The organism is Bacillus sp. FSL K6-0255, from assembly GCF_045040725.1.
Lineage (GTDB): Bacteria > Bacillota > Bacilli > Bacillales > Bacillaceae > Bacillus > Bacillus subtilis.
Map to the genome: position 1 here is coordinate 2187948 of NZ_CP150278.1, position 14796 is coordinate 2202743.

Annotated in this window: 17 protein-coding genes; 1 reads left to right on the forward strand and 16 read right to left on the reverse strand. The window is 43.9% G+C overall.

Going from position 1 to position 14796, the window contains the following annotated elements; genetic code table 11:
- Nucleotides 1-2: 2 nt before the first annotated feature.
- On the reverse strand, nucleotides 3-806 hold the full coding sequence (gene dapB / locus MHB62_RS11055; RefSeq protein WP_003230638.1) for a 4-hydroxy-tetrahydrodipicolinate reductase: 804 nt from the start codon (nucleotides 804-806) through the stop codon (nucleotides 3-5).
- A gap of 11 nt (nucleotides 807-817) precedes the next feature.
- The gene (locus tag MHB62_RS11060) at nucleotides 818-1153 is read right to left on the reverse strand and encodes a nucleotide pyrophosphohydrolase (protein WP_004398044.1); all 336 of its coding nucleotides are present in this window, start codon (nucleotides 1151-1153) and stop codon (nucleotides 818-820) included.
- A gap of 139 nt (nucleotides 1154-1292) precedes the next feature.
- On the opposite strand from MHB62_RS11060, the gene MHB62_RS11065 reads away from it, so the two are divergent.
- Nucleotides 1293-2165, forward strand: coding sequence for a YitT family protein (locus MHB62_RS11065; RefSeq protein ID WP_003230635.1), 873 nt, complete (start codon nucleotides 1293-1295; stop codon nucleotides 2163-2165).
- A 41-nt stretch (nucleotides 2166-2206) separates the two neighbouring features.
- On the opposite strand, the gene ypjB is transcribed toward MHB62_RS11065, so the two are convergent.
- The 14 genes from ypjB to MHB62_RS11135 all read right to left on the reverse strand — a co-directional run bounded on the left by ypjB (nucleotide 2207) and on the right by MHB62_RS11135 (nucleotide 14796).
- Nucleotides 2207-3001, reverse strand: a complete 795-nt coding sequence (ypjB, locus tag MHB62_RS11070; protein WP_003230633.1) for a sporulation protein YpjB — start codon at nucleotides 2999-3001, stop codon at nucleotides 2207-2209.
- A gap of 68 nt (nucleotides 3002-3069) precedes the next feature.
- Nucleotides 3070-3663 carry a DUF1405 domain-containing protein gene (locus tag MHB62_RS11075; RefSeq protein ID WP_003230630.1) on the reverse strand — a complete coding sequence of 198 codons (594 nt, stop codon included), beginning with the start codon at nucleotides 3661-3663 and terminating at the stop codon, nucleotides 3070-3072.
- A 110-nt stretch (nucleotides 3664-3773) separates the two neighbouring features.
- Nucleotides 3774-4541: a menaquinol-cytochrome c reductase cytochrome b/c subunit gene (locus tag MHB62_RS11080; protein WP_003225562.1), complete on the reverse strand. Its 768-nt coding sequence runs from the start codon at nucleotides 4539-4541 to the stop codon at nucleotides 3774-3776.
- Between the two features lie 34 nt (nucleotides 4542-4575).
- Nucleotides 4576-5250 carry a menaquinol-cytochrome c reductase cytochrome b subunit gene (gene qcrB, locus MHB62_RS11085; protein ID WP_003225560.1) on the reverse strand — a complete coding sequence of 225 codons (675 nt, stop codon included), beginning with the start codon at nucleotides 5248-5250 and terminating at the stop codon, nucleotides 4576-4578.
- A gap of 1 nt (nucleotide 5251) precedes the next feature.
- Nucleotides 5252-5755: a ubiquinol-cytochrome c reductase iron-sulfur subunit gene (locus MHB62_RS11090; protein ID WP_003230627.1), complete on the reverse strand. Its 504-nt coding sequence runs from the start codon at nucleotides 5753-5755 to the stop codon at nucleotides 5252-5254.
- A gap of 142 nt (nucleotides 5756-5897) precedes the next feature.
- Nucleotides 5898-6344: a YpiF family protein gene (locus tag MHB62_RS11095; RefSeq protein ID WP_003246201.1), complete on the reverse strand. Its 447-nt coding sequence runs from the start codon at nucleotides 6342-6344 to the stop codon at nucleotides 5898-5900.
- 54 nt (nucleotides 6345-6398) lie between these two features.
- Nucleotides 6399-6938 (reverse strand): ReoY family proteolytic degradation factor, encoded by a 540-nt coding sequence (locus tag MHB62_RS11100; RefSeq protein WP_004399171.1) that lies wholly within the window; start codon nucleotides 6936-6938, stop codon nucleotides 6399-6401.
- A 71-nt stretch (nucleotides 6939-7009) separates the two neighbouring features.
- Complete coding sequence (locus tag MHB62_RS11105) at nucleotides 7010-8281, reverse strand: tetratricopeptide repeat protein (protein ID WP_003230620.1); 1272 nt, start codon at nucleotides 8279-8281, stop codon at nucleotides 7010-7012.
- A 334-nt stretch (nucleotides 8282-8615) separates the two neighbouring features.
- Nucleotides 8616-9902 carry a 3-phosphoshikimate 1-carboxyvinyltransferase gene (aroA, locus tag MHB62_RS11110; protein ID WP_032722382.1) on the reverse strand — a complete coding sequence of 429 codons (1287 nt, stop codon included), beginning with the start codon at nucleotides 9900-9902 and terminating at the stop codon, nucleotides 8616-8618.
- A 10-nt stretch (nucleotides 9903-9912) separates the two neighbouring features.
- Nucleotides 9913-11028: a prephenate dehydrogenase gene (locus tag MHB62_RS11115; RefSeq protein ID WP_014480118.1), complete on the reverse strand. Its 1116-nt coding sequence runs from the start codon at nucleotides 11026-11028 to the stop codon at nucleotides 9913-9915.
- A 48-nt stretch (nucleotides 11029-11076) separates the two neighbouring features.
- Nucleotides 11077-12159, reverse strand: coding sequence for a histidinol-phosphate transaminase (gene hisC / locus MHB62_RS11120; protein ID WP_004399129.1), 1083 nt, complete (start codon nucleotides 12157-12159; stop codon nucleotides 11077-11079).
- Between the two features lie 10 nt (nucleotides 12160-12169).
- Nucleotides 12170-12973: a tryptophan synthase subunit alpha gene (trpA, locus tag MHB62_RS11125; RefSeq protein ID WP_003230608.1), complete on the reverse strand. Its 804-nt coding sequence runs from the start codon at nucleotides 12971-12973 to the stop codon at nucleotides 12170-12172.
- Entirely contained in the window at nucleotides 12966-14168 is a 1203-nt protein-coding gene (gene trpB / locus MHB62_RS11130; protein ID WP_032722038.1) for a tryptophan synthase subunit beta, read from the reverse strand. Before trpB ends, trpA begins: the two co-directional genes overlap by 8 nt.
- Nucleotides 14149-14796 (reverse strand): phosphoribosylanthranilate isomerase, encoded by a 648-nt coding sequence (locus MHB62_RS11135; RefSeq protein WP_015714169.1) that lies wholly within the window; start codon nucleotides 14794-14796, stop codon nucleotides 14149-14151. The genes trpB and MHB62_RS11135 overlap by 20 nt, the downstream gene beginning before the upstream one ends.

A 14796-nucleotide genomic window follows, 5' to 3' on the forward strand; every position in this document is an offset into this window, starting at 1 on the left:
GTCTAATCAATGATATTTTCTAAACCGTACACAAGCTGATCAATCTTCATGACTTGTTCGACTGACAGTTTAACGCCTGACATGAAAGAAGCACGGTTATAAGAATCATGGCGTATCTGAAGCGTTTGGCCATCCATGCCGAACATGACCTCCTGATGCGCGATCAGTCCCGGAAGACGGACGCTGTGCAAGCGAATACCGTTTTGCTCCGCTCCTCTTGCTCCTGGGAGAATTTCTTTTTCATCCGGATGTCCTTGCTGCTTTTCTTTACGGACTTCTGAAATCATTTCCGCTGTTTTAAGCGCAGTTCCGCTTGGTGCGTCAAGCTTCTGGTCATGATGAAGCTCAATAATCTCAACATCCTCAAAATAGTTGGCAGCCATTTTTGAAAATTTCATCATCAGTATCGCACCGAGCGCAAAATTTGGCGCGATGATGGCTCCGATCCCTTTTTCTTCTGTTAAAGACGTGAGCTCTTTTAAATCAGCTTCTGAGAAACCGGTTGTTCCGACAACTGGACGGACTCCGTGCTCTAATGCAATTTTTGTATGTACTTTTCCGATTTCGGGCGTTGTTAAATCAATCAAGACATCCGGTTGTGTTTCTGTAAAGCAGGCATGGATATCTGTGTAAATGAAAGCATCTGACTCAACAGGCATCACATCAGATAATTTTTGCTGATCGTATGTATGGTCTATGGCCCCGACAAGGTCAAAATGAGGTGTTCGTTCTGCCAATTTAACAGCTTCCTGCCCCATTCTTCCGCGCGGTCCCGCAATGACTACTTTAATTGTTTCGTTTGACATCTTGATCTCCTCTACTTTCCTTCTTCTTTTCTGGTCCAGCGATCTTTATCTCTTGTATTAAATTTATGCATGACTCGGTCGTGGGCTTCCTCTAAAGAGATATCAAGGGAGTTGGCTAAACAAACCAATACAAATAGCACATCGCCCATTTCCTCTTCCATGCTTTTATCATCTTCAGTCGCTTTTTTTGGTTTTTCTCCATAACGGTGATTCACTTCTCTGGCAAGCTCGCCCAGTTCTTCAGTCAGCCTCGCCATCATGGCCAGCGGGCTGAAATATCCTTCTTTAAATTGGCCGATGTAACGGTCTACTTCAGCCTGTATGTCTTTCATTGTTTTATCACTCACTGAACGAAACCTCCTATCATCCTCTTACATGTTAGCTAATTCAGATACGTTTGACAAATGTTTAAGCACGTTTGCTGTTTTCTTTTTCATCCACTATAATATAAACGCTATCTAATGGAAGGAAAAGGGGTTTTGTGTGATGCTTGGAGAAATTAGATTAAAAAACATATTTTTTATTTTAATCGGAGCGGCAATTTTTTCATTTGGCTTGGTTCATTTCAATATGCAGAACAATCTGGCTGAGGGCGGTTTTACAGGTATTACACTTTTGCTTTATGCCCTTTTCCACATCAGCCCCTCTATCTCGAACCTGGTGTTGAACATTCCGATTTTTTTTATTGGCTGGCGTTTGCTCGGCAGGACAATGTTTGTTTATACCCTTGTCGGCACTGTAGCCTTGTCTTTGTTCCTCAGCATCTTTCAGCGATATGAAATCCATATGCCCCTTCAGCACGACTTAGCGCTCGCCGCTTTATTTGCCGGCGTATTCATCGGAGCCGGACTGGGTATTATTTTCAAGTTCGGCGGTACGACAGGCGGTGTTGATATCATCGCACGTTTAGTGAATAAGTATTTTGGGATCCCGATGGGCAGAACGATGTTTGCTTTCGATGCCTGCGTCATCATTTTGTCTTTGCTTACTTATCTCTCCTATAAAGAAGCGATGTATACGCTGGTAGCTGTATTTGTAGCGGCAAGATTAATCGATTTTATTCAGGAAGGCGGATACGCTGCTAAAGGCGCTACGATCATCTCTTCGAAAAACGACCTGATTCAGAAAAAGATTCTTGAAGAAATGGAACGGGGCGTCACCATTTTGAAAGGACAAGGCTCCTACACAAAAGAGGATATAGATGTACTTTATTGTGTGGTGCCGAAAAACGAATTGGTGATGCTGAAAAGCGTGATTAACTCCATTGATCCCCATGCCTTTGTAGCGGTAAGCGATGTTCACGATGTGCTCGGAGAAGGATTTACGCTTGATGAAAATAAAAATCCGCTTCCGCGCTGACATGTAATAGAAAAAAGGCGGCTGACCGCCGCCCCTCATCCTTATTTAGGGTAGTCCCTTTTTTTCAGCTTGTTTTTTTCCGCCTTGTACTTTCTGTAACCGACATAGGTAAGAGCAGTAATGATGATACTGCCGGTTGTAATGATCACCCAGAGTAAAGACGGATCGGCATCATCCTCCTCCACCCTGTCAAACACATTTTTCAGGTCATGCTGAAGAAGGGAAAGCCGTTCAAGCTTCGTGCTCTCTGTCATTTGCTGAAATTCCTCTTGCTCAATAACATCTATATGTTTTCCGACTGTTTCAAGCTGATCCTCTGATACATCGATTGTAAGACTGGGGTAAATCAAGTCATATAAACTGATAAATTCATTCCATTTTTCATGAAAGCTTGTGCTTCCATTCTTTTGGACATCTCGCTTCAGTTCAGTAAAAGCTTCCATAATCGGTTTTTCCAGTGAGCCCCAAAGCGGGTCAGACCGATTGTCAACCGCATCCATCAGCATTCTGAACTGCGCGGCTGCTCTGAGTTTTTGTGTGTCTGATGTATCAGCTTGCTTTAAACTCCGAACCATATCATTATAGCCCAATGTGATTTGACGAATTTGGGCTCCCGTTAGCATGGGGTCTTGCTGTTTTTTCTCAGCGGATTTTAATGTTTTTTCAAAATACTCCAAGACTTGAAGCGCCTCTTCATATTTCGCCTGTCGGGTCATTTGAAAGACTGTATCGGATAAATCATTCAATTCCTCGAGGCTTCCCCGCTCTGCAGCCTTGGCATTTCCATTATAAAAAATAAGTGCAATCAACAAACAGATCGTCAGCTTTCGTTTCATGCAGGTCCCTCCCACTCTCTCTCCTTACAGAATATGAAGAAAGGGACAAGGATAGACCAACATTGTCTTTACATCAGCTCAAGCTTCGTTTGCTTTTTTGAGACCACAAGAAAGTAAGCAAGCGCGATTGAAAAGATACTTAGCCAAAATGTTCCGTATCCTATTTCAGTCATATAATCAGAAAGCATAGAGTATTGCGGCATCATATCAAACAAGTAGTCAATGACATCGTTATGCAGTGTCCAGACTGCAGCAATTGCAAGATGCCAAAATGAAAAACGAAAATACGGACTGTATAATACGCCTTGAACTGCCATTGCAAAATGCGAAGCAATTAGCATGTAGCCCTCCCACGGCAAGTCACCAGTTACTGCAAGCACAAGAAAATTCATAGCCACCGCCCATAGGCCATACTTTACGAGGGTAACTAGCGCAAGCGCCTCAAAGAACGGAGCATTCCGTTTCATGAGAAAGGCAAGCAGCACAAACAGAAAGAAAAACGTTGCTGTCGGACTGTCCGGAACAAAAATCAGGAAACGTGCCGGTGTCTCCAAAAGCTGCGGCAAGTACCAATAGTAGCCGTAAACCGTTCCCAGAAAATTAATGGCTAAGACAAGAATAAGCATCGGCCGCTGCCCTAATACATATTGAAACCATTTCACATCGAATCAACTCTCAGTCTGTAAAAATAATATGTCCAAATAAAAAAGCTGACGCCGGGTCAGCTTTTGATAATAAAAGTATATCCTTCCATTTGACAATTCACAATACGTTATTTTGCGGTTGTTTCAGAAATAAATTTTGCAAGTTCTTCGAGCTGCTTATCATTTCCTTTGAACACACCCGCCGGCATTTTGCCTTTCCCTTCTACAGCGATTTTTTTGATTTCATCCGGTTTCAGCCCGCTGTCAACCAATGAAGGCCCGGCCGCTCCTCCCTGAAGGTTATCCCCATGGCAAGAAATACAGCCCTGTTCCTTAAAAACCTTATATCCTTCTGCATTGGTGTCAATGTCGGCTTCTTTTGTAATTTTCCCCTGTTCTTCTGCCTTGGCCCAGTCATGAGTAGCAACTGACTGCCACGTCAAAAATACAGCAGCGGAAATGGCCAGAAGCATCATACCGACAGCGACCGGACGCTTCCACGGCCTTCTTTCTGTCCCTCTGTCTAGGAATGGAGCCAAAAGCAGGGCCCCAAAAGCGAGACCTGGCATAATCATGGCGCCGACCACTGTAAAGCTTCCGGCGGCGTATTCATACTTCAACAGCTGGTATAAGAAAAGAAAATACCAATCCGGCAGCGGAATATAACCAGTATCAGTCGGGTCCGCCATCCGCTCTAAAGGCGGCTGATGCACAATCGTCAAAACGAGAAAACCGATGAGAAAGACAGCTCCAACCATCCATTCCTTTAACAAGAAATTTGGCCAGAAAGCCTCTGTTTTACCCGGATACTCCGAATAATCCTTCGGTATATTCGGCTTTTTTTCAGCCGGTATCCTTGAGTCGCCTACAAATTTCATCCCTTTGCCCCGGTGCATGTCATCCCCTCCCTTTTATTCGCAGATCAAGAGTTTAAAGCGGTCCTGAAATCCCCTGCTTCCGGATCATAATAAAATGTGCAGCCATCAGCCCGAACAATGCGGCAGGAAGAAAAAATACATGGATCGCAAAAAACCTAGTCAGCGTTTGGGCGCCTACAATATCCGGATGCCCTGCAAGGAGCGTTTTAACTTGCGTTCCGATCAAAGGCGTGGCTTCGGCGATCTGCAGTCCGACTTTTGTTGCAAACAGAGCCTTCATATCCCAAGGAAGCAAGTAGCCTGTAAAGCCAAGACCGAGCATAACAAAAAAGATCAGCACACCGACAATCCAGTTCAGCTCGCGCGGTTTTTTATACGCGCCTTGGAAAAAGACCCTCAGCGTATGTAAAAACATCATCACAATGACCAGGCTCGCACCCCAGTGGTGCATCCCCCTGACAATCTGGCCGAATGCCACTTCATTTTGCAAATAATATACCGATTCCCAGGCATTTTTGATATCAGGCACATAATACATCGTTAAAAACATTCCAGATAATACTTGGATAACGGTTACAAAAAACGTCAGTCCCCCAAAGCAATACACAAACGCAGAGAAATGATGGGCGGGATTCACATGTTCCGGTACTTCGTGATCGGCAATATCCCTCCACATCGGTGTAATATCAAGCCGCTCGTCTACCCAGTCATAAATTTTGTTCAGCATGTCACCCTTCCCCCTTAGGCTTTGCTTTTCCAAGATACAGGAAGCCGTCTTTTACTTCTTGCTCATAATGATCAAGAGGCGCAAGCGGCGGCGTGCCAGGGACATTGGTGCCGTCCTTTTCATAGAGTCCGTAATGGCATGGACAAAAGAATTTATTCGGGTTTTTAGGATCACTATTCCAGTTCACCGTACACCCTAAATGCTTACAAATTGGCGAAAGTGCTACAATTTCATCCCCGTTTTTGAAGACCCAGGCTGATCTTGACTCTTCTGACTCATACCAGGCATCGACTTGATTAATTTTAAAATCAAAGCGCTGCGGCTCTTTTGTCAACTCATCAACGCTGACAACCTGAACCATATCCTGCTTCCCTGTCGATTTTAATACCGGGTCGAGTGCGAAGCGAACCATAGGCATGAGCATACTAGCCGCCATAAAACCTCCTACGCCTGTGAGCGTATAATTCAAAAATTGACGTCTGGATATATCATGTTTTCCGCCCATCTCTTCTCCCCCCTCTAAGTCACCCCTGCAAACTGACTAAAATAGAAAATATTGCAATAACTCTAGACACCCTCATAATATATGAATCTCTCAGCAAGGTCAATATAGCCAAAATATTGTTTATAAGGAAATGTAAGTGTTTTTATAAAGTGCTCCATAACTGTAACAAAACGTTCAAAATTTCAGCAGTGCGTTCATCCAATATTTTTCTTTTTAAAGAGTCATTTAAATGCTCTAATGGAACAGACGATGTAACAATCATTTTGCCTAACGCATCCTCAGCTCTCCAACTTTCGTCAGATGTGAGCAGGACAACATGCGGAAATTCCGTTATCAGCTCTTCCCGCAAATCCTTAAGCCCTTGAACGGTTATTTCATTTCTATCAACATATGTATAAGGCGGAAGTAAATATACCCGTCCCTTTAACTGCCTTTCAAGTTCTTCTGAGAGAAGCTGCGTAAACTCGCCTTTCTCCGCCGCCATTTTAAAATGGTTATTAACCCTTATGTTAATTAATGGTATGACAGCGGTATCAATGTAATCCTTAGCTTGTAAATAGTCCTTGGCATCAGTGATTCTCCACCTCATCGTTCTCCCCCTTTACGGCAACAAGCCTTGCAATTCACTGCAAGGCTGGTCATATTATGTGAGCTGATTTAATTGGCGCGATAATTGTTCAAATGCCTCTTTATCATGACGATCTAACGCGTCGTCAATGTCTTTTAATAATTTTTCTCTTTGGAATGTGGAAATAGCGTGCTCTAAAATCTGTTCCGCCAATCCCTGATCTTTTTTATTCTCAAAAAGGTTTTTCGGAATATGCGGGTTGGACTCCAGCACCGCCGCATATTCAGGTGAGCTGTAAGCCGAACGGAAATTAAGCTGGATAAACAAATCCTGCTGTTTATTTAATCTAATATCATGAAAAGATTTTTCCGCGTCGGTAGTCATGACATTCTCTTTATAGAACCGGAACGGAACTTCTTCAACACAATGTGTTGACATTATAATGCCTCTCGGGCAAAATTCAGCCTGCTCCACAAAATGAACCTTCTCCATGAGAGAATCATGGCTCATTAAGTAGTTCAAGATCCAAACGCACTCTCGGCGCTTTAACTGATAATGGTTTAAAAACCAACGGATAAAATCTTTTTTCTCATTGACAGAAACAGGGGTCTGCATGTAATTCCCTCCTCTATCGTTCGTATAATCTATATACTTATATGTTCCACATGAATGGTTAATATTCCTGCTTATCTAGAAAATTCATCCTCGATTCGCAAAATCGTTTCTTCAAGCTCTTCATTGGCTCCGTCCATTTCAAGAACCTTTTTCAAAAGCGGCAGCGCTTCTTTTTGAAGGCCTTCTTCTAATAGGAAGCTTGCGTATTCATATAAGAAATCTCTATCCTCCCGGTAATGAAGATAGGCAGCCTCAAAGGATTGTTTTGCTTCCTCGTATTGCTCTAATTCAGTATATGCGCTTGCAAGATACCAATTGTATTTAGGATCTTCTTCACCGTAGCTTCGAACCTCTTGAATAAGATCAATGATCTGATCATAATCCTCTTCTTTGTGATACACGGCAAGAAGTGTATGAAGGGCCTCGACAAAGCCCGGATCAAGCGCAAGCGCCTCCTGAAGCAGCTTCTTCCCCTCTTCTGACTTCCCGATTTTCAAGGCCATTTTGGCGGCATAAAGGAAAAGTTCTTTGTTATATTCATCATATCTGATCCCCTCTTTTGCCGTTTTTAATGCCTCTTCATACATTCCTTCAGCTTCATAGCTTTTCGAGAGCGGCATATAAAGTGAAGTATAAGATGGATCAAGCTCCTTTAAATCAGACAGCTGCTTAATAGCTGTTTTCACAAGCCCCGCCTGTAAGGCTGTAAAACCATAGCCGAAAATCGTATTAGGATCAGGATTCTCATCGACAGCTTTCTCATACCATGGAATGGCATCCTCAAATTCACCTGAGGCACTTAACGATTCTGCCAGTCTTTGATGGACATTAACGCCCCCGATCTCACTCTGCTCCTCAGCCGTTGTTTTAAAATATTGAACCGCTTTTGCATAGGCTCCCTGAGCAAAGTAAAGTTCTCCCAGTGCAAAATCAATAACAGGTTCATTGTCCAGAATGGACTTTGCCTGGAAAAGCTTTTGTTCACTGACTTCGAATAACCCCTGCATCTGATAAAGATCCGCCATAAGCAGCAAACTTTCCGGATATGATGGATCTGTTTCCGGAATAGTCTCCAGCACAGCGAGGGCTTTTTCTTCTTCGTCAATATCTATTAAAAGTTCAGCGTAGAAATTCGTCAGTTCTGTTTCATTTGGATATAAATCATGTAGATCACTAATCAGTGAAATGGCTTTTTCTACATCGCCCCACTCGTAATAAAGCTGGGCTGCAATGGCTTTATCTTCATCATGCAGCTGTTTTTCAGCCTTCGAGAGCGTGTTGAGGCCTTTTTCTGTTTCACCTGCTTCAACTAATTTTATGGCTTCTTGAATCAATGTATTCAAATCGGACCGGTCCTTTCTTTTCCTATACAACATCAACCATACAAAAAAGCTTTATTTGTTCGGGTTAATCTTATCATAATTCAGACGAATGCCCCCGGCAAATAAGATGCTTCTGTACGGAAGGGAATTATTGAGTCTTATTAGTTTACCAAAAGATCTTGAGATAGAAAATGAAAAAAGGAAGATCGCCCTCTGTACAGTAAAGCAGCTCTTTGACCTGCCGGCTTGTAAGTAAAGCACATCCCCCCTTTTCGTTTTTCTATCCGTTCTATAAGACAAGCTATGTTTTTTCGCCTCGAATTATGATCTGCATAAAAAATCCTGAAGTAAAACTTCAGGATTTTTTCGAAAGCTTATTTAAATGCTCGAAGAAGGTTGGATAAGAAACGTGAATGGCATCCGTGTGCTCGATTTCAATCGGCTCCTCCGTTATACAGGAAGCAATACCAAGCATCATTCCGATTCGATGATCTCCGTGGCTGGACACTGCAGCGCCGCCTTTCAACGTTTGTTTGCCATAAACCTTCATTCCATCTGCTGTCGGTTCAATTTCAGCACCCAGCTTGCGAAGCTCAGAAACAACAGTATCAATACGGTTTGTTTCTTTCACTTTTAGCTCTGCCGCGTCCTTAATAACGGTGGTTCCTTCCGCCTGAGTCGCAAGAAGCGCGATGATAGGGATCTCATCAATTAAACGCGGAATGATATCTCCTCCGATTTCAACTGCCTTTAGAGATGACGTTTCTATAATCAAATCTCCATAAGGCTCTGCACCGCTATCAGCAGATGGTTTGATTTCAAGTTTTGCCCCCATGTTTTGAAGGACATCAATAATACCTGTCCGAGTCGGATTTAAACCTACGTTTTTCAATACAATTCTGCTGTTTGGAACCATCGCGCCAGCAGCAAGGAAAAACGCGGCTGAAGAAATGTCTCCAGGAACAAAAATATCAGCAGCTGTCAGTTTCTGGCCACCAGCAATGGAAACACTCGTTTGATCTTCAGAAAGCTTAACGCCAAAAGCAGAAAGCATCCGCTCAGTGTGGTCCCGAGATTTATGGGGCTCTGTTACAGTTGTTGTGCCCTCAGCCTGTAATCCGGCCAGCAAAACAGCAGATTTAATTTGCGCGCTTGCAACAGGTGATACATAATCAATTCCTTTTAATGAAGCGCCGCTCACTGACAGCGGTGTAAACTCTCCGCCGGCTCTGCCGTCGATTTTAGCCCCCATTTTTTTCAAAGGCTCAGTCACACGCTTCATTGGGCGCTTCGCAATGCTCTCATCTCCGGCTACCGCGCTGTAAAAAGGACGGCCCGCCAATATTCCGAGCATCAGGCGAATGGTTGTACCTGAATTTCCGACATCTAAAAGGCTTTCTGGCTCTTTCAGGGCATCGATTCCTTTTCCGTGAATCACGACATCGCTGCCGCTTTGCTCAATGTGAACACCCATTTTTCTAAAGCAATCGATCGTGCTCAGACAATCTGCTCCCGGCAGAAAGTTTTTAACTGTTGTTGTGCCTGCCGCTAGCGCGCCAAACATAACAGAGCGGTGAGAAATGGATTTATCACCGGGAATATGTATTTCTCCATGTAAGGTCTGCACCTTTTCTCGTTTCATTTTTTCCACCTCAATCAGCATAAAAAGTTTCATATTCCGCCCGGGCTTCAATGCATTGTTCTGCCCTTTTGCGGTCGTCATCAGACTGAAAACTGATCCTTAAAATTCCGTTAATATCTTCTCGTGTTTCAATAATGCGGATATTCGTGATACTGATGCGTTCCGCAGCTAAAATCGCTGTTATCTCGGATATCACACCCGGATGATCGGGTACATCCACATATAAATCATAAAATGCAGGTATCGCTCCCTTCTGCCGAAGCGGCAGCCCGTCGCGATAATCCTTGGCGGTTTTAAAATAACGAAATAGATTTTCCGCATCTTCTTGTTCTACATATGTACGGATCTTGTCAATTTCACGAATCCACTCATCAAAACGGTCTAAGATTTTATCTTTATTATGTAATAAAATATCCCGCCACATTGCCGGGCTGCTTGATGCAATCCTTGTAATATCTCTGAACCCGCCGGCAGCAAAACGTTTAACAAGCGGATACAGGTTTTCCGAATGATGGGTTTGGTGAACAAGACTAGCTGCTACAATATGCGGAAAATGACTGATTACACTTGTAACACCATCATGCTCCTCTGGCGACATTTCCACAAAATGGGCATTCGTCCCCTTCAGCAGGTTTTTTAACTGTTCCACAGCTTGTTTGTCCGTTTTCTGGCCTGGCGTTAAAATATAAAATGCATTTTCAAACAGGAACTCCTTCGCAGCGGCCACTCCTGATTTATGTGAACCCGCCATCGGATGCCCTCCGACAAATTGATAGCGGCTAGGCAGCACTTGATCAGCGTAATCAACCACTTTTTGCTTTGTGCTTCCTACATCCGTAATCAAAAGCTCATGTTCAATTCCTGAATGAGCCAGCTCTTCAAGCATAACCAGTGTTTGTTCGACAGGTGTCGCAATGATTACTGTAGCTGCCTCTTTCGCACCGCTAATAAACGAATCAGCACGATCGTCTATCACGCCTAATTTTAATGCCGCTACCGCCTGTTCATCAGAGATGTCGATTCCGATAATCCGTTTGCCGGGATGATTTTTTTTGATGGCTAGGGCAATCGAACCGCCTATCAATCCGAGACCGGCGAGCAATATTGTATCTTTCATTTGATTCATACGTCATCACCTGGTTTATAGACTAAAGAGGTGATATTTGATCACCTCTTATAAAATTTCAGCTAAAATGGCAAGTATTTCTTCATTTTGCTCTTTTGTTCCGATCGTAATCCGGAGTGATGTCGGGAAACCTAATGCGTTTCCTGACCGGACGATATAGCCTTTTTCCAGCAGAGCCTGAAACAGTTCATCAGCAGGACGTTTAAAGTCAATTAACACAAAATTTGTCTGTGAAGGGTAGCACTTTAAACCATGAGTTTTCGCAAAATCATAATACTGCTGAAGGCCTGCATTATTTTGCTCGACACAGGAAGCAATAAACGCTTGATCATCAAGTGCTGCAATCGCCGCAGCCTGGCCCAGACGGCTGGTATTAAACGGCTCTCTCGCCGGCTCAATCTGGCGAATCAGGTTCTCGTCAGCAATTCCGTATCCGACTCTGAGCGCTGCCAGACCGTATGCCTTTGAAAATGTGCGCAAAATCATCAAATTGGAATACTTGCTTAAGAGCGGCACGGTTTCCGGGTAATCCTCTGCTGTTACATATTCATAATATGCTTCGTCAAGAACGACAAGGACACGAGAAGGAACGCGCTCCAGAAATGCGAGTAATTCTCCTTCAGATGTATAAGTGCCAGTCGGATTATTCGGGCTGCATATCCAAACGACTTGTGTCTGTTCGTCGATGGCTTCTAACATGGCGTCTAAATCATGTGAGCCGTCGGGACGAAGTGCAATTTCACGTACTTCAGCACCTTCAATAACCGCATTATGTTTATATTGCGGAAAAGTGGGGGCAGCAGTAACCGTGTTTGTTTTATCGTTTAAAAATGCCCGGCAGATGATCTGTATGATTTCATCAGAACCGTTGCCGAAAATAAGTGATGTTTCGCTGACATTGAGGTGCTTACTGAGCCTTGTCCGCAAAGCGGCGCTATACCCGTCCGGGTAAAGGGCTAGCTGTTGAATCTCATGATGAAGCGCCTCTTTTGCAGCCTCTGAACAGCCGTAAGGATTCTCGTTTGAAGCAAGCTTCACAACTTTATCCAAGCCATATTCTGATTTCACTGCTTCAATCGGCTTTCCAGGCTGATAAGGCTTCAGCTGTTTTAAATGTTCTTTGATACGCAAATCAGTCACCTCATTTTAAACTGTACAAGCCGCTAAACGCCATTGCATAATCCTCAAACTCCTGCAGCGCCTGATTTCTCGTTTCAGCGCTGATGAGCCGGTCCTTTAATTCTTCTATTTTTCTGACGAGCGCACTTCCCACTACGACACCGTCACTAATTTCATTCATCTTTATGACCTGTTCACGGTTTGATATACCGAACCCTACAGCAACCGGAACAGTGCTGAGATTCTTCACAGTACGAATGAACGGGTACACGGATGAATTGAACTCATTGCGGACACCGGTCACACCCAGAGAAGATACACAGTAGACGAACCCCTCGGCTTGTTCAATAATGGTTTTCAAACGGCTTTCGCTTGTCGGCGCAACCAAAGAAATATACGTCACCTCATGGCTTTTACATTCCTCTTGAAGGCTGTTGCTTTCTTCTAATGGCAGATCCGGAACAAGCAGACCGTCAATATGATTTTCCCGCAGTAAAGCGAAAAAGTATTCTTTGTTCAATTGTAACACAGGATTATAATACGTAAAGAGGATAATCGGAATATTCACTCCGTTTTTTTTCATTTCTCCGCCTAATTCGATTGCCTTTACGATATTCATTCCTTGATCAAGCGCCCGCTTTGAAGCCCGCTGGATCACCGGACCGTCTGCAAGCGGGTCAGAGTATGCAACACCAAGCTCCAATGCTGTGGCGCCTGCTTTTTGGAGTGACTTCGCCAGTTCAATCGAAACCTCAGGAACTGGATCGCCCGCCGTAATAAACGGGATAAACAATTTTTCTGATGGTTGAAGATCCAATTTAAACATGGGCTTTCACCTCTTCTTCCAATACATTCATTAATGTGTTGACATCCTTGTCTCCCCGGCCTGATAAACAGACGAGAATGAGTTGACCGCGATCCATTCCTTTGGCGAGTTTGAATGCTTTCGCTAACGCATGGGCAGATTCGATTGCCGGCAAAATCCCCTCTTTTTCTGACAAAAGCTTTAATGCATCCACCGCTTCTTCATCAGTGATACTGTCATAAGTGACACGGCCGCTTTTATGCAAATATGCATGCTCCGGACCGATTCCAGGATAGTCGAGACCGGCTGAAATAGAGTAGGGCTCAATAATTTGCCCGAACTCATCCTGAATGAGATAAGTCAATGAACCGTGAATAACCCCTACGGTTCCTTTCGAAATAGTGGCGGCATGAAGAGGTGTATCAATTCCTTTTCCTGCTGCTTCAGCGCCGATCAGTTCAACATCTTCATTTAAAAATGCCTGAAACATACCCATCGCATTGCTTCCTCCGCCTACACATGCCACTACTTTATCAGGCAGAGTGCCTTCAATACGTTTCAACTGATCCTTCGCTTCCTCTCCGATCATTTTTTGAAATTCACGGACCACTTGCGGATAAGGATGCGGGCCGACAACTGATCCAATCATATAAAAGTGATCCTCACAATGCTGAACCCAGTACCGGATCGCCTCATTTGTGGCATCCTTCAATGTTCCGTTTCCGCTTGTTACAGGCACTACCTCCGCTCCAAGAAGCTTCATGCGGAAAACGTTCAGAGACTGGCGGGCAACATCCTCTTCACCCATAAACACAGTACAGGAAAAGCCGAATTTGGCTGCAACTGTTGCAGCGGCAACGCCATGCTGGCCGGCACCGGTTTCAGCAATGATTTTCGTTTTGCCCATTTTTTTAGCAAGCAGCGCTTGACCTAGCGCATTATTGATTTTATGAGAACCTGTATGGTTTAAATCTTCTCGTTTCAAATAGATTTTCGCGCCGTCTAAGTATTCAGTGACTCGATCAGCGTATGTTAATGCAGTCGGCCGTCCGGAATAGTCCTTTAACAGCTTATAATACTCTTCACGAAAAGCGGGATCATCCTTGATTTGTTTAAATGCTGTTTCTATTTCATCTAACGGCTGCATGAGTGTTTCCGGAACAAACTTTCCGCCAAAATCACCGTATCTGCCTATTTCATTCGGATATGGATACATATCGGTTCATCCTTTCTTCTAAAAGACTCATCAGATTCTGATCTTTTTGTCCGTTTTTTTCAATTCCGCTGGCAAGGTCAATTCCTTCTGGCTGCCATTTCAATAGGCTGGTGATGCTATCCGGATTCACGCCGCCAGCGATAAAGCAGCGTTTACCAATAGCCGCCTGCTGATATTCCGGCACACATTCCCAAGAAAATGCAACACCAGTTCCGCCTCTAGACCCTTTTACAGATGAATCAATCACAAAGCCGTCAACATTATCTTTAAAGCGGGCTATTTCTTGAGTTGTGTTACCTTGATGGTGAAGCGCCTTCCATATTTCACAGCCTGTCAGCTTGCGAAGAGCAGCAGCATCCGCCGGTTTTTCATCACCGTGAAGCTGAATGACGTCGAGCTTCAAGCTCTTGGCAATACGTGACATCGTCTCTATTGATTCATTAACAAAAACACCTGCAACCTGTTTTTCGACACGAGCTTGGTTCAGCCATTTTTTCACATCTTGCGGAGATACTTTTCGTTTGCTTTCAGCAAAAATAAATCCTAGGTAATCAGCCTGTGATTCCGCCGCAAGCTGCAAATCCTTTAGTGACCGAATACCGCAATATTTTAATGCCGGTTTCTTCAC